The sequence below is a fragment of the Gordonia sp. LMA484 genome (genome assembly GCF_058129505.1).
In genome coordinates, this window is the sequence record NZ_CM176700.1 from 5,499,360 (window position 1) to 5,514,275 (window position 14,916).

Sequence of the window (14,916 nt, forward strand, 5' to 3'; positions counted from 1 at the left end):
ACGGGCGGTTTCGTCTGTTGGGATCAGATCAGCTGGTAGACCGTGGTCCCGCCGACCGTCGTCGCGGTGTAGTTCTGCGCAACCCAGGTGGCGATCTCGGAGTTGCCGCCGGGGCCGCCCTGGCCCCCACCGACGTAGTAGGCGATCTTGCCGTCCTGCACGTACTGGATGAACTGCTGCAGCGTCGGTGCGGGGTCTCCGCTCCATCCGCCGATGGCCATCACCGCTGTGCCGGTGGCGATCTCGATGCCGGCCGCGGACTGCGAGCCATTGGTCGCCGCCGCCCAGGTGGTGTTGGTCGACTTCAGCAGGTTCACCAGTTCGGTGTTCGACGAGATGTCGCCACCCATACCGCCGCCACCCATACCACCGCCACGCCGGCCGTCCTGCGTCGTGCCGGCTTGCGCCTGACCCGTCGGGGCCTGACCTGTCGGGGCCTGATCTGTTGACGAGCCTGAGTGCCCGGTCGTCGACGACGTGGTGCCGTTTCCACCCGGTCCATTGGTGCCGCCGGGCATTCCGCCGCCCGGACCACCCATACCGCCGCTCTCCGTCGAGGTCTGCACCGCGGTCGGGATCGATCCACTGTGCGGGGTCGCGGCGGTGGCGATGGCGAACCCGACACTGCCACCGGCTCCGGCCAGCGCACCGACGATGATCGCTCCGGCCACGGCCTTGCGCCATGCCATCACGCTCCCGACCAGCATCACGATCACGCTGATCGCGGTGGCGGCGCCGATGAGCCAGCGACACCACTCGGGTCCGAAGTCGTTGCGGTTCAACAAGACGATCGACCACCAACCGGCGAGCCCGATCAATCCGGCGAGGGCGATCCGGCCATCCCAGTTGTCCCGACGGCGCCACGCGAACACGCCGCCCATCCCGATCAGCACACCGATCGCCGGCGCCAGGGCCACGGTGTAGTACGGGTGGATGGTGCCGCTCATGAAGCTGAAGATCAGTCCGGTGACGACGAGCCAGCCGCCCCAGGCGACGACCGCGCCGCCCTCCACGCGGGTGAGTCCGTTGGTGAACCGGAAGATCGGGAAGCTGCGCAATCCCAGGTAGACGGCGAAGGCGAGCGCGAGCAGCGCCACCGGCAGCAACCAGGAGATCTCGTTGCCCATCTCGGAGCTGAACAGCCGGTCGAGTCCGGTCGAGCCACCGAACGATCCACCGGCCTGCCCGCCACCGCCGGGACCGCCCCCGGCAGCTCCACCGCTGATGCGTCCCACGCCGTTGTAGCCCCAGACCAGGTCCATGAAGGTGTTGTCGGTCGACCCACCGATGTACGGACGCGCCGACGCGGGTACCAGGATCGTGGCCAGCACGAACCAGCCCGCGGACGCGATGAGGGCGACGGTCGCAGCGATCAGATGACCGATCCGCTTGAGCCAGCCGTTGTTCGCGAACAGCAGGTAGGCCAGGCCGAAGGCCGGCAGCACGAGCAGCCCCTGCAGCATCTTGGTGAGGAACGCGAAGCCCAACGCCACGCCCACCAGGGCCAGCCAGCGGCCCGAGTTGGTCCCGATCGCCCGGGTCAACGCATAGCCCGCGGCCACCATCAACAGCACCAGCAGGGCATCCGGGTTGTTGAACCGGAACATCAGTGCGGCCGCCGGGGTGAAGGCGAGCACGGCACCGGCGATCAGGCCCGCGGCGGTGCCGTGCCGCGGATCGGCGAAGGTGCGTCGCATCGCGCAGTAGACCAGCGCCACCGCGGCGACGCCCATCAGTGCCTGCGGCACGAGTACCGCCCAGCTGTTCATCCCGAACAGCCGCACCGATAGGCCGGTGACCCACAGTGAGGCCGGCGGCTTGTCCACGGTGATGAAGTTCGACGAGTCGAGCGAGCCGAAGAACCACGCCGTCCAGCTCTGCGATCCGGCCTGGGCGGCGGCCGCGTAGAACGTGTTGGCATACCCGCTGGCCGCCAGGTTCCAGAGGTAGAGCACGGCCGTCGCCACCAGCAGGCCGGTAAGCGCGAACGGGCTCCAGCCCACGGCGCGCTTGGGTCGCGGCCTGTCCGCGACACGTCGGCCTGCAGTCCCGGCCGGGGGCGGCGGTTCGCCGGGCGTCGATGCGCCCGGACGTTCCAGCACTGTGGTCATGGGGTCCTCCTGTATCGGATGTCTTGATCCCACAGTGGGCCCCGGGCCTCCCGCCAGGCTGGACGGTGCCTGGGAGAAGCCTGTGAGCGGTACCCGTCCGTCTCTGCCTGGTTCGCCTCTACCCGTCCGCCCCTGCCCGTCCGTCCGCCCCTGCCCGTCTGTCCGCCCCTGAAAACCGCCCTCAGCAGGGCCGAGGTCGGCGTATCGCCGACCTCGGCTCGCTCACGGGTGGTTTTCGGCGAACTTTGCGGGGAGAAATGCTCAGTGCACAGCCAACACCCGGGCCGGGCCACCGGTGCCGCCGGCGAAGCGGGGCGCCCCGACCACCACGGTCGCCCCGGCGGCGGGCACCGATGACAGGTTCGCCATCGCCTCGACGGCATAACGACCGGCGCCCAAGATCGCGGTATGAGCACCAACCGAGTCCTCGAGGTCGATGCTCAAGGTGTCGGTCCCGATCGCCACCACCCCGCGCTCGCGAACGAGCATCGTCACCGCGTCGGCATCGAATCCCGGCGCATCGACGCCGCCGGTCCGTGGTTGCCATCCGCTGTACAAGGCGACCAGAGCGCCCGCCGGAATCCGGCCGTGCTTCGACTCGTAGGCCTCGATGTCCTTCTCGGTCAGCGTGGTCCGCCGATTTCTCCGCGCACGTGCGGCGATGCTGATCACGGCGAGAGGTGCGAGCAGATCTCGAGCAGCAATACGGTCGACGGTGATCCCGTCACCGATCTTGTGTGCGGGCGCGTCCACGTGCGTTCCAGAGTGTTCGGAGAACGACATCCACCGCGTCGCGAATCCCGAATTGCCGGGACCGACACTCGACGTGGGCAGCGACACCACCGGCGCGCTCCCCGGCCAGAGCGGGAAATCGTTCGACAGGACGTGAGTCAGATCGACAACTTGTACCGACGGAGCCGCGTTCGCGCGACCGGACGACGATCCGATTGCGGCCATCCCGGCCACGCCACCGGCGACACCACCTGTCATCCGCAATGCGTCACGTCGCGAAAAGCGTCGAGCCTCCTCGTGGGCCTGCCGAACCACCTCGTCGTCACACATGTTTCCGCCTCTGTTCAGCCTGCTAATCGCATCCGCAGGATCCGGTCGGAGCCACCGTTGTCGGTGGTCACCAACAGCGAGCCGTCTCGATCGATGGCGAGTCCGCGGAACCGCCCATACGTGTCCTGCTGGGCATTGACGGTTCGGACGACCTGGGTGCCCGCATCGTCGAGTGTCACGAACAGCAGGTGCTTGCCCTTCTGCGCCGCGATCACCACCGCGCCGTTCAGCGCCCCCCATCCGCTCATGGGCAGGAAGGTGAGGGCCGGGGTTGCGATCGTCGGCTTCCCGGATCGCCATACGGCTCCGACCGCTCCCGGGACCCGCTGCGGGTCGGTCATCGGCACCGATTCGTCGTAGATGAAGGGCGTCCGGTCCGGCTTGTACCCGTAATTGGCTCCGGCCCGCAACAGATTCAGTTCGTCGTCGGTGTCGGTCCCCTGCTCGATCGCATAGACGCGCCCGGTCCCCGGCTGGATCTCCACACCTTGGACGTTGCGATGTCCGAGAGTGTAGATCCGACTACCCGGATTCGGGTTCCCGGCGGCCGGCGTGCCGTCGGGATTGATGTGTAATACCTTGCCGCCCAACGATTTGCGGTCCTGGGGGTTGGTCGGGATGGCATTGTCTCCGGTGCCTATCCACAGGGTGCCGTTCGCCGCGGCGGTCAGCCCGCAGCCGGCGTGGCGGCCCGCCGCAGTCAGCGGGATGCCGGTCAGCACCGTGCGTTCTCGGACCATCACCGACCAGTCGTTGCTCACACGCCAGGCGACGACGTTGATCACCTGACCGGTATTGGGCCACGGCAGCGGAAGATTCGCGACCGACCCCGGGATGCTCGGCGCGAACGCCGATGTCGTCTCTGCCTGGCAGGAATAGACGCGGCGGGTCTGTCGGAAACGTGGATCGAGCGCCAACCCCATCAGGCCGGCCTCTTTCACCGCGAACAGGTGCGAGAGATCCGCGCGTACCGTCTTGCTCTGTCCCCCGGGCATCACCGCGACGAACCTGCCGGAACGTTCACCGGTGAGGATGACGCCGTCGGGACTCAGGGCCAGGTCCCACGGGTGGTCGAGTCCGGACGCGACCGTCGACACCGACAGCGGTGGTGCGGCACTGGCCTGACCGGGCGCGCCGAGCGCGGTCGACAGCGCCGCGCAGAGGGCGCCGACCGCAGCGGCGCGGGCCATGAAAGAGCGAATCCGGCGTCCGGTCACGCAGCCACCGTAACCCCCCGACGCTCGCACCCGCGGCCGAAAACCACCCGTGAGCGGGCCGAGGTCGGCAAATCGCCGACGTCGGCCCTGCTGAGGGCGGTTTTCGGGGGCGGGCGTGAGCTGAGGGCGGTTTTCAGGGGCGGGTGCGTGCTGAGGGCGGTTTTCGGGGGCGGGCTACCCTCAGCGACCGGGCAGGTACTTCAGTGCGCGGACCGCGTACGGGGTCACCGCGCGATAGATGCCCTGCGGGACACCGGGGGCCCGGTCGATGCCGATGAAGCGTTGCTCGGCGACGGTTTGCGGCTCGGTGTACTTGAGCAGACCCTCCTCGCCGTGGCGGCGACCGACACCGGAGATACCCATGCCGCCCATCGGGGCCGCCGTGGAACCCCATGCGGCGGCGTAGCCCTCGTTGATGTTGACCGTGCCGGCCCGGAGTTGGTCGGCGATCTCGTTCGCCTCGGCACTGCTGCCGGCGAAGACGCACGCGTTGAGTCCGTAACGGGTGGCGTTGGCCAGCTTGATCGCCTCGTCGGTGGAGTCGACCGGATAGATCGACACGACGGGCCCGAAGGTCTCGTCGGCGTAACAGGTCATGTCGTCGGAGACGTCGGCCAGCACCGTCGGCTCGAAGAAGAACGGACCGAGGTCGGCGCGCCGACGTCCCCCGGCGAGCACCTTCGCGCCCTTGCCCACCGCGTCCTGCACGTGTGCCTCGGCCGTGTCCACCTGAGCCGCCGACGCCAGCGATCCCATGTCGGCGGAGAAGTCATAGGTGGCGTCGAGCGTCATCGCGGAGACGTGGGCGGCGAACTTCGCAGTGAACTCGTCGGCGATCTCCTTGTCCACATAGAGACGCTCGATCGAGATGCACAGCTGACCGGAGTTGGAGAAGCATGCCCGCGCAGCACCTTCGACCGCCCGGTCGATGTCGGCCCGCGCGGTCACGATCATCGGGTTCTTGCCGCCGAGTTCGGCCGAGAAGCCGATCAGCCGGCGTCCCGCCTGCTCGGCCAATGCCGCGCCGGTCTCCGACGACCCGGTGAACATCACGTAGTCTGTGTTCGCGACGATCGCTTGTCCGACAACAATTCCCGGCCCAGGAACCACCGCGAACAGCTCGCGCGGCAGACCCGCCTCGTAGAGGAGTTCGGCCAATGCCAGTGCGCAGTAGGGGGTCTGGCTGTCGGGCTTGATCACCACACCGTTGCCGGCCAGCAGCGCTGCCACCGCATCGGAGACCGCCAGCGTCAGCGGGTAGTTCCATGGGCTGATCACGCCGACGACACCCTTGGGCTGATACCGCACCCGCACACTCGTCGCACCGGGCAACATGCCCTTGACCTTGCGCTCGGCCAGTGTCCTGGGGCCGGTGGTGGCGTAGTGCCGCGCCGTGAGCGCGACGTCGAGCACCTCCTCCTGCGCGTAGATGCGCGCCTTGCCCGTCTCTGCCTGCGCGATGTCCATCAGCGCGGCGGCGTTGCGGTGCACCAGTTCGGAGAACCGGCCGAGCACCTCCGCCCGTTGCTCGGGGGTCTGCTTCGCCCAGCCCTCCTGGGCGGCCCGGGCCCGCGCGACCGCGGCCTCGAGATCCTCGGCGGTACCGATCGGGATGGTGGCCATCTCCGCTCCGCTGAACGCCTCCAGCACCGGGCGGGTGGGGCGGGCGTCGGCATCGTCGATGGCGACGATGGCTGCGAGGCGACGGAAGTAGTCTCCGGTGGGCTTCGGCATGGGTTCTTCCTCAGCTCTCGCTCGGGGCGGGTTGGGTCTCGACGACAGGTGTGTCGGCAGCTGTCTCGTCGGCAGCGTTCTCACCGGCAGCGGTCTCGTCGGTGAGGAGCACGATCCCGTCATCGTCGGAGTAGACGATGTCGCCGGGGTGGAAGGTCTCTCCGCCGATGGTCAGCGGGATGTCGCGGTCGCCGACGCCGGTCTTGCTGGACTTGCGCGGGTTGGTGCCCAGCGCCTTCACCCCGATCTCCATCTCGCCGATCGCCTTGGCGTCGCGGATCGCGCCGTTCACGATGATCCCTGCCCACCCGTTCGAGCGGCCGAGCTCGGCGATGATGTCCCCCACCAGTGCGGTGTGTACCGACTCCGCGCCGTCGACCACCAGCACGCCGCCGGGGTTCGGCTCGGACAGGATGGACTTGAGCAGCGCGTTGTCCTGGAAACACTTGACCGTGGTCACCCGGCCGACGAACTCCCGGCGGGCGCCGTACTGGGTGAACTGGGTGTCGCAGCTACGCACGAGGTCGCCGATCTCGTCCACGAGGTCGGCGGTCGGCGTGAAGGTCAACTCGGTCATGCCGCCCAGTTTAGGCCGAACACCGGGTAGATGTTACCGGCGGGTACAGCTAGATCACTCCTGGGGCTTCGCCAGCGGGAACGCCAGCGATTCGCGGATCGACTGTCCGGTGATCAGCATGACGACCCGGTCCACGCCGACGCCGAGGCCGCCGGTCGGCGGCATCGCGTACTCGAGCGCCTGCAGGAAGTCCTCGTCGAGCTCCATCGCCTCCGGATCACCACCGGCCGCCAGGATCGACTGGTCGGTCAACCGCTTGCGCTGCTCCACCGGATCGGTCAGCTCGGTGTAGGCAGTACCCAGCTCCACTCCCCACGCCACCAGATCCCACCGCTCGGCGACACCCGGAATGGATCGGTGCGCCCGTGTGAGCGGCGACGTCGATGTCGGGAAGTTGGTGTAAAAGGTCGGGAAGGTGGTCCGGTCCTCACCGAGGTGTTCGTAGAGTTCGAGCACGATCTGTCCGGCGTCCCAGTCCGGTCGATGGGCGATGTCGAGGCGATCGCAGATCGCGCGCAACACCTCCGCCGACGTCTCCGGCGTCACCTCCTCGCCGGCACCCTCGGACACGACGTCGTGCACGGTGCGCACCGGCCACTCTCCGGAGATGTCGATGCGTTCTTCGTTTCCGTCGGCATCGGTGCGCACGATGACCGGTGCACCGTAGGCCACGGTGGCGGCGTGCTGGATCATCTCCCGCGTCAGGTCGAGCATCTTCAGGTAGTCACTGTGCGCCTCATATGCCTCCAGGCTGGTGAACTCCGGGTTGTGGCTGAAGTCGACACCCTCGTTGCGGAAGTTGCGACCGATCTCGAAAACCTTCTCCACACCGCCGACGCAGAGACGTTTCAGATAGAGTTCCGGCGCGATCCGAAGGTAGAGGTCCAGATCGTAGGCGTTGATGTGGGTCTGGAACGGTGTCGCGTTCGCACCGCCGTGGATCTGTTGCAGAATCGGCGTCTCGACTTCGAGATACCCTCGCGCGGAGAGGAAGTCGCGCATCGACTTCACCACCGCGCTGCGGGTCGCGAGTAGTTCGCGGGTGCGCGGGTTGATCGCGAGGTCGACGTAGCGCTGCCGCACCCGCGCCTCGGGGTCGGTGAGACCACTCCACTTGTCCGGCAGCGGCCGCAGACACTTGCCGTTGAAACGCCACGCGTCGATGAGGATCGACAGTTCACCGGAGCGGCTCGCCCCCACCACACCCCGCGCCTCGATCAGGTCGCCGAGATCGACGTCGGCTCCGAAATCCGGTGTACCGGGGATCAATCGGGCGTTCTCGACCAGGACCTGCACCTGCCCCGACCAGTCGTGTACGTCGGCGAACACCACCTTGCCGAAGTCACGCAACCGCGTGACGCGCCCTGCGATGGTGACCACGGTGCCCTCCGGCGCGGCGACCGCCGCAGCGATCGAGTGCGTCGGCGCGTCCGCGGGCGGATACGGGTCGAAACCCTCGTCGATCAGCCGTTCCATCTTGGCCAGGCGCACCCGTACCTGTTCGGGACGATGCACGTCGACGGTGGTCTGATCGGCCTCGGCCGCCAGCTGGGCGACGAGGGCGTCCACGTCGATGCCCGCCGGGATCGCCGACGTCCCCTCGGTGTAGTGGCGGGCACGCCCGAATCGCGGGAGCCGGACGAATCCCTCGGTGACGATCGCGGCGAGACCCACCCGCGGCATCATCCGGCTGTCCTCGTAACAGAGGTAGCGCGGTTGCCACTCCGGCCGATACTTGGCGTTGGACTTGTAGAGCGACTCCATCTGGAAGAACCGCGATCCGAACATCAGGACCGAATACGTCGCACGCATCGCCGGCCCCGCCCCGATCTCGGCGCCGTGCTCGAAGAAGGCCCGGAACGTGGCGAAGTTGAGCGAGATCTCGGTGATGCCGTACTGCTCCGAGTTCTTGGCCAGCTCGGTCACCATGGTCTCGACGATCCCGTTGACCGAACCCCGGTCCCGCCGCATCACGTCGAGTGACACGCCGCTGCGGCCCCACGGCACGAACGACAGCATCCCGACGACCTTTTCCGCCGGGGTCCCCTCTCCGTCGACCGCCTCGACGAGGAGGCAGTCACCGTCGGACGGATCGCCCAGCCGGCCGAGCGCCATCGCGAACCCGCGCTCCTCGTCGGTGTCGCGCCAGGCGTCTGCTCGGGCGACCACCTCGGCCATCTCCGCCTCCGACAGTTCGCTGTGCCGGCGGACCCGCATCGTGATGCCGGCTCGCTTGGTGCGGGACACCGCCTGGCGCACACCCTTCATCGCGGGACCGTTGATGCTGTAGCCGCGGGTGTAGATGATCGCCTCGTCGCCGATGTTGAGTGAACCGAACCCGGCCGCGTCGAAGGCCTCCGCGCCGCGGCTGCTCGAGCCCATGGCGGCCGGATGCCAGCCGTAGCGTTCGCAGAGCGCGAGGAACTCGGCGACCGCGTCCCCCCACGACTCGGGGTCTCCGATCGGATCACCACCGGCCAGCCCCACCCCCAGCTCGACGCGATATGTGATCGCGGCGCGACCATCCGGCGAGAAGACCACCGCCTTGTCGCGCCGGGTGGAGAAGTAGGCCAACGAGTCGTCGTCGTTGAATCGTGTGATCAGCGCGCGGATGAGTCGCTCGTCATCGGCGGTGATGAGTGATTTCAGGCGCACCGACCGGAACAGCACCATCGCCGCCGCGATCAGCGCGAGCGCTCCGAAGAGTCCGAGCAGCCCGTTGACCAACGGGAGCGCGTGTCTGCCCTGAAACGCCGGTTCCTGATCCACCGCACCGAATGCGACGACCCGGTTCACCGCGTAGGGCAGCCGGTCGGCGCGGGTCAGGGTGTGCGGGAACAGCCACACCAGGCCCCACCCCAGCAGCGAGCCGATGATGAGGCCGACGATGAGCACGCCGAGTGCCCGGAGCACCGCGCCGCGTCGGACCCGGGTGTAGAACTGGCGGCGGGCGAGTAGCAGATACACGAATGCGGCGAGGTCGATGGCCAGGCCGATCCACAGGTTGATGCGGTCGTTGCCGGTGACGTCGAGCTCGTCGGCGAGCGCGGGCACCAGATAGATGGCGTTGCCGATCATGAACAGCGCTAGGTAGACGACGCAGATCCACCACGCCATCCGCTTGCGCATCGACAACGAGAAGGCCACCAGCGCCAGCACGAAGGCCCACGCGAAGCTGGTGTCGGGCAGCGTGACGATGAACGTGTCGACGTAGTCACGCGGGACGTGGATGAGACGCCGGATGATGGGGAACAGGCTCGTCAGCAGCGCGACGGTCGCCATCACCCCCACGACGGTTCCGGCGACGCGGGGAGCCGCGCGGCCGAAGCCGCGGGGCGACCGGATCTGTTCGATGAGGTCGCGTGAACGGCGTTCCGCCGCGGAGCGTTCAGGAGGCGAGTCGTCGAGTGCGTGCTCGACGACGTCCGGCCCGGGCGGGATATCCAACGTCATGGCCTAAACGTTAAGGTCCCGGCTCGCTCAACCGGCCGAGGTTGGGCAAGATGTCGGGGATGGATGACGTTCCGATTCGTGACGACTCGATCCGGTTGGGCCAGTTCCTCAAATTGGCCAATCTGATCGAGTCGGGCGCGGAGGCCAAGGGTGTGATCGCCGACGGATTGGTGTCGGTGAACGGCGAGGTGGAGACCCGTCGGGGTCGGCAGTTGACGCCCGGGGATGTGGTGGAGGTCGGCGGCCTGCAGGTGCGCGTCACCCGCGGGTGAGGCGCTACGCGTCCAGCATTCGGATGATCAGGCCTGAAGCCGGCGGAGTTCGGCCGGGGTGATGAGGCGTTCCGCTTCGGCGGGGAACATTCGTGCCGAACGTCCGCGACCGAGTCGGACTACGGCGATCGAGCTCAGCTTCGAGCTTCGGCGGGGACTTGAGGACGCATTGGACAACCTCATGACCAATCACTTCCCTGTTTGTTACATCGGACTCGATCTTCGGCTTACTGTAGTGGCTCGGAGGTCCGCACCCAAGCTCTACGACCAGTGATGTCAGTCATTCATGTACATCGATGATCGCACGCACAGCGTTACCTCGCTGGTAGCGACGCCCGCTGAGCGGAACACGGATCCTCCGGCGCCCCGGATGATCTCGCGGTGTGCTACGCGAGCCGTGCCAGGTAGTTGTGCGCCCACCCGACCGCGGTCACGCCCGGTCGCACTCCGAACGCCGCGTAGTTTCCGTGTGCCCCCGACTGCAGGAACTGGTTGAACGACCGGATCTGCTCGCGTGCGCGGGCGTTGCCGAGTTCTTCGACGATCTTGCCGGGCCCACCGAGCGTCATGAGCTCGGCGACGATGACCCCGGCCTCGCGCTGGTATTGCGCGATCTGGCTGGGCGTGGGATCACTCGTCTCGGCGAGATAGCCGGCGATGCGGGTGATGTAGTAGTCGCGGGGGACGTTGCAGTAGAGGTCGGAGGGTTCACAGATCGTGAACGCCCGCGGTGCGAGCCATCCCATGCCGTTCAACCTGGGGCCGCCGCTACCCTGTCCGGTCAGGGGTGGACCGATCAGATTGTCACGTGTGGAGCGCCGCGGATCGGCGATGAGCACGACCCCGGCGACCTGCCCCGGTCGGATCGCCGCACGACCGGTGCCGATCTCGGACGCCAGGTCACCCGCGGCGTCGGCGCCCTGGCTGTAGCCGGTGAGTGCGATTCGCGTGCGCGGACACCGCCGCAACATGGTGACCGCCAATCCGGTCGCATTGGCCACGGCCTGCGCCTTCGACTTGCCGTAGACGGCCTTCTCCCACGGAAACGCCGTCGCGTCATATCCGACGAATTGCACACGCGTCTCGGGTCCGAGGCCGGACGTGACGTCGCCCATGATGCCCGGACTCGCGCCGTTCGCCCAGGTGCCGGGGATCGCCAGAACATAGAGTCTCGGACATCCACCGGGTGCAGCGCTCACCGTCGGCGCCACGAGCACTGCGGTTCCCATCGCCACCACCACGGCCATCGCCGCTGTCACGAGTATTCGCAGCAGACGCATAGTCGCCCCTCCCAGTCGCGCCGGCACGCGTCGTCTCCAGAGTTTAGGGCGTGACCCATCCGCTGTCGGCGCGGTGCCGAATGATCAGAGAAAGCTGCTGGTCGTCTTGATGCAAAGGAGCCATTGTGGTCGACGTGACCCGGACGTTCACCGTCGAACGCACGCGCGAGGACGTCGTCGCGTACCTCCGCGATTTCGCCAATGCCGCCGACTGGGACCCCGGAACCCAACAGTGCGAGCAGATCGGTACCGACCCGATCGGCCTCGGCACCCAGTGGCTGAACACGTCGAAGCTGTACGGCGTCACCACGTCTCTCACCTACGAGCTGATGCGCGACGAACCCGACCGCCTGGTGTTCACCGGCCGGAACAAAACGGCCACGTCGACCGAGGACCTGATGTTCGGCACCGCCGGTGATGCGGCGACGATCATCACCTATCACGCACATGTGCAGTTCAATGGTCTGGCCCGGTTGGGCGACCCGCTGGCACAACTCGCATTCACCCGCCTTGCCGACTCGGTCGAGCAGCAGATGCGACGGGCGTTGACGCGCGTCTGACCGACAGGTCGCACACGAGGCGTCCGTCAGTCGATGACCGGCGACTCGAGCACCGCCTTGGCCAGGTAATGGGCATCGGCAGGCAGAGTCGGGCCGCGCAGGACGTCGACGCGGACGAGTCCGTTGACCACTCCGAGCGCGAGGTCGACGAGTGTCTGCGCCTCGTCCCCGTTCAATTCCGGGCGGCACATCTGGAGGAGCCTGCGCCATTCGCCGATGTAGTCCAGATAGGTTCGGGTCAGCGCCGCCAGTTCTTCGCCGTCGAGCATGATGGTGTGCGACAAGCACACCGCGATGAGATCCCAGTGTGCTTGTGCGAAACGGGCATAGCCGGCCAGCAGTTCGTCGAGAGCCTCGAGAGGATCGGCGGTCTGGACAAGGACATGGCCCAACTCCAACCACATCGCATCGAAGGCGCGATGGAGTCCGCAGACCAGGATCTTGCGTTTGCTGTCGAAATGGTTGTAGACACTCGGTCCGGCGATCCCGACCGCCTCACCGATGTCGTCGAGGCTCACATTGGCGTACCCGTGCACGGCAAACATCGTGATCGCCGTGTTCAGCAGCGCCTCGCGCCTGGCCAGCGGCAACAGATGTCCGACTCCGTCCACGGGTGTCGGACGGCTGTCGAAGAACGCCGGCGACTGATGCACTGGACCGCGGCGTTGGCCGGCTCGCACAACGGCATTGGCAGCCGACAGCAGCATTCGCGGACTGTCCCCGGGCGGCACCGGCAGCTCCCGGTGGCCGGGCCAGTTCACCACCGAGAGCACCGCCCACGCCGTGACATAGGGCGTCACCGAGTCGAGTTCGGCGTCGCGTGCGGTGACCTGGGTCAACCGTTCGGCGATTCGTTTGATGCGGATACGGAGTGCGTCTCGTTCGGTGGGACACAGATGGCCCTTGTCCCTACTCCAGAGCAGATCGAGGGCCTGTGAGTCGGTCGCGACATACACGAGGCTGCGGGTCATCTCGAACGGATCGTCGATGTCGGCGATGGCGTCCTCGTACCGGCCCACGGATTCGTCGAATGCGGCGACCAGCAACTCGTGCTTGTTGCGGTAGTGGCGGTACAGCGCGCTCGGCACGATGCCCACTCGCGCCGCGATGTCACTCATCCCCACGGCGTGGTACCCGGACGTCTCGAACAACTCCGCCGCGGCGGCGAGAATACGCTGTTTACGGTCCTTCGGACGGGTACGCCGGTCCGTACGGTCCGCGGGCGCTGTGGTCAATTGATTTCCTGTCGGTCGAACGCCCTACATGCCCCCAGAACTGGGGTCATCCTCACCACTGTGCCCTAGTTTTGGCATTTCGGGTACGACCGAGAGGGATCCTGTGTCGCCCGCGACCAAATCGGCATCTTGCCGGCGGCCTGGTTGCAGGTCGATAACTATTCCAGACTATTGATTCCGCGTTGCCCACCGGTGGTGTAAAGACGCGACTTTGCTACCGGGCCCCGGCATGCGGGGGCGCCACAGGTTCCTCGTGCAACAACTTGGCGACAGGGGTGTCGGTGGCGCTGTGCGCCGCGATCGAGAGAATGACCGTAGCGGTCACCAGCGCGAAAACGTCGGTTGCCGAGTCGATTCCCGACGACAACACCAGCAGTCCGTAGACCACGCTGGCGAAACCCTTGGGCCCGAACCACGCCGCGGCCAGTCGTTCGTTGCGGGGCAGACGGGTGCCGATGAGAGCCAGCATGACCGGGACGGGACGTCCCACCAGCAGCACGAGGGCAGCGAACACCCACCCGGAGGCACCGACGGATCGCAGCAACTCCGCCGTGATCAACGCACCGAAGGCCAACAGCGCCGCGTTCTTCGCCAGCTCGCTCACCAGTTCGCCGACCGGAGCGAACGACTCCGACGCCGCCGGGCTGACCGTGGCCAGCGTGATCCCGGCGGTGAAGGCCGCGATGTAGGGATTCGCCCCGAACTGCATCGAGGCGACATACAGCAAGACCGCGATGGCCAATGGCCCCACGGACGCGGCACGCGGCGTCACCCCGAACACCGGCAGACGCACCAGCGCCGCCCCGATGAGCGGCGCGAGAACACCCAGCGCCACGCCCAGCAGGATCTCGAGAACAACCGCACCCACCGAGGTCTCCTCGCCGGTGAGCTCACCGCCGAGCGTCCCGATCAGCACCAGCACCACAGGCAGTGCGAGCCCGTCGTTCAAGCCGCTCTCGATGTTCAGCAGGCTGCGCAGCCGCCCGGGCACGTCGTCGCGGCCCACCAGTGCCGCTGCGAAAACCGGGTCCGTCGGCGCCAGAATCGCACCGAGCAGCATCGAGGTGGTCCAGTCCAGCCCCACCAGCCAGTACGCCAGTGCGCTGACGACGAGAAAGGTCAGCGGCATGCCGATGAGCAGGGCGCGAGTGGGATCGGCCCACTGCGTGCGCAGTTTCGACAGCGGCGCCCGCTGGCCGTCGGCGAACAGCACGGCGAACAGGGTGGCCGACGCGATGTCGCGCACCGCGTCGGTCCCGAGGTGTTCGGCGTCGAGTACCAACGGTCCGGCCACCAGTCCGGCCGCCAGAAAGATGCCCGATGTCGACAGCGGGCTGCGGGCCGACAGGTTCGACAGCAGGACCGCAGCCAGCAACGCCACACCGAACGTCGTGGCGAATGCCGTCATCGTCTGG

At 67.3% G+C, this 14,916-nt stretch carries 11 protein-coding genes; 2 read left to right on the forward strand and 9 right to left on the reverse strand.

The annotated features are described in order from the left end of the window. Positions 1 to 23: 23 nt before the first annotated feature. The 6 genes from AC4AMJ_RS24435 to lysX form a co-directional block, all read right to left on the reverse strand. On the reverse strand, positions 24 to 2,111 hold the full coding sequence (locus tag AC4AMJ_RS24435; RefSeq protein ID WP_489915273.1) for an ArnT family glycosyltransferase: 2,088 nt from the start codon (positions 2,109 to 2,111) through the stop codon (positions 24 to 26). Positions 2,112 to 2,372: 261 nt separating this feature from the next. Next, positions 2,373 to 3,173 (reverse strand): cyclase family protein, encoded by an 801-nt coding sequence (locus AC4AMJ_RS24440; RefSeq protein WP_489915275.1) that lies wholly within the window; start codon positions 3,171 to 3,173, stop codon positions 2,373 to 2,375. A 14-nt stretch (positions 3,174 to 3,187) separates the two neighbouring features. Continuing rightward, on the reverse strand, positions 3,188 to 4,363 hold the full coding sequence (locus AC4AMJ_RS24445; RefSeq protein ID WP_489918506.1) for a PQQ-dependent sugar dehydrogenase: 1,176 nt from the start codon (positions 4,361 to 4,363) through the stop codon (positions 3,188 to 3,190). Positions 4,364 to 4,570: 207 nt separating this feature from the next. Beyond that, positions 4,571 to 6,124: a succinic semialdehyde dehydrogenase gene (locus tag AC4AMJ_RS24450; RefSeq protein WP_489915277.1), complete on the reverse strand. Its 1,554-nt coding sequence runs from the start codon at positions 6,122 to 6,124 to the stop codon at positions 4,571 to 4,573. 10 nt (positions 6,125 to 6,134) lie between these two features. Continuing rightward, the gene (gene rraA / locus AC4AMJ_RS24455) at positions 6,135 to 6,701 is read right to left on the reverse strand and encodes a ribonuclease E activity regulator RraA (protein ID WP_489915279.1); all 567 of its coding nucleotides are present in this window, start codon (positions 6,699 to 6,701) and stop codon (positions 6,135 to 6,137) included. Positions 6,702 to 6,755: 54 nt separating this feature from the next. Beyond that, positions 6,756 to 10,154, reverse strand: a complete 3,399-nt coding sequence (gene lysX / locus AC4AMJ_RS24460) for a bifunctional lysylphosphatidylglycerol synthetase/lysine--tRNA ligase LysX (RefSeq protein ID WP_489915281.1) — start codon at positions 10,152 to 10,154, stop codon at positions 6,756 to 6,758. A 59-nt stretch (positions 10,155 to 10,213) separates the two neighbouring features. Here lysX and AC4AMJ_RS24465 point away from each other — a divergent pair, with 59 nt between their 5' ends. After that, complete coding sequence (locus tag AC4AMJ_RS24465; protein ID WP_489898590.1) at positions 10,214 to 10,426, forward strand: RNA-binding S4 domain-containing protein; 213 nt, start codon at positions 10,214 to 10,216, stop codon at positions 10,424 to 10,426. Positions 10,427 to 10,812: 386 nt separating this feature from the next. Here AC4AMJ_RS24465 and AC4AMJ_RS24470 read toward each other — a convergent pair whose 3' ends face one another. Next, entirely contained in the window at positions 10,813 to 11,655 is an 843-nt protein-coding gene (locus AC4AMJ_RS24470; protein WP_489900702.1) for a cutinase family protein, read from the reverse strand. Between the two features lie 176 nt (positions 11,656 to 11,831). Between AC4AMJ_RS24470 and AC4AMJ_RS24475 the strand changes: the two genes are divergently transcribed. Beyond that, the gene (locus AC4AMJ_RS24475; RefSeq protein WP_489898589.1) at positions 11,832 to 12,266 is read left to right on the forward strand and encodes an SRPBCC family protein; all 435 of its coding nucleotides are present in this window, start codon (positions 11,832 to 11,834) and stop codon (positions 12,264 to 12,266) included. A gap of 26 nt (positions 12,267 to 12,292) precedes the next feature. Here AC4AMJ_RS24475 and AC4AMJ_RS24480 read toward each other — a convergent pair whose 3' ends face one another. Both AC4AMJ_RS24480 and AC4AMJ_RS24485 read right to left on the reverse strand, forming a co-directional pair. Continuing rightward, the gene (locus AC4AMJ_RS24480; RefSeq protein WP_489898588.1) at positions 12,293 to 13,501 is read right to left on the reverse strand and encodes a TetR/AcrR family transcriptional regulator; all 1,209 of its coding nucleotides are present in this window, start codon (positions 13,499 to 13,501) and stop codon (positions 12,293 to 12,295) included. A 214-nt stretch (positions 13,502 to 13,715) separates the two neighbouring features. Then, a complete protein-coding gene (locus AC4AMJ_RS24485) occupies positions 13,716 to 14,909 on the reverse strand; it encodes a cation:proton antiporter (protein ID WP_489898587.1) in 1,194 nt (397 codons plus the stop codon). Positions 14,910 to 14,916 lie beyond the last annotated feature (7 nt).

Excerpts from the sequence above, each read along its gene's own strand:
- AC4AMJ_RS24435 (WP_489915273.1), bottom strand. The coding sequence starts at position 2,111 with ATGACCACAGTGCTGGAACGTCCGGGCGCATCGACGCCCGGCGAACCG.
- AC4AMJ_RS24440 (WP_489915275.1), bottom strand. The coding sequence starts at position 3,173 with ATGTGTGACGACGAGGTGGTTCGGCAGGCCCACGAGGAGGCTCGACGC.
- AC4AMJ_RS24445 (WP_489918506.1), bottom strand. The coding sequence starts at position 4,363 with ATGGCCCGCGCCGCTGCGGTCGGCGCCCTCTGCGCGGCGCTGTCGACC.
- AC4AMJ_RS24450 (WP_489915277.1), bottom strand. The coding sequence starts at position 6,124 with ATGCCGAAGCCCACCGGAGACTACTTCCGTCGCCTCGCAGCCATCGTC.
- rraA (WP_489915279.1), bottom strand. The coding sequence starts at position 6,701 with ATGACCGAGTTGACCTTCACGCCGACCGCCGACCTCGTGGACGAGATC.
- lysX (WP_489915281.1), bottom strand. The coding sequence starts at position 10,154 with ATGACGTTGGATATCCCGCCCGGGCCGGACGTCGTCGAGCACGCACTC.
- AC4AMJ_RS24465 (WP_489898590.1), top strand. The coding sequence starts at position 10,214 with ATGGATGACGTTCCGATTCGTGACGACTCGATCCGGTTGGGCCAGTTC.
- AC4AMJ_RS24470 (WP_489900702.1), bottom strand. The coding sequence starts at position 11,655 with ATGGGAACCGCAGTGCTCGTGGCGCCGACGGTGAGCGCTGCACCCGGT.
- AC4AMJ_RS24485 (WP_489898587.1), bottom strand. The coding sequence starts at position 14,909 with ATGACGGCATTCGCCACGACGTTCGGTGTGGCGTTGCTGGCTGCGGTC.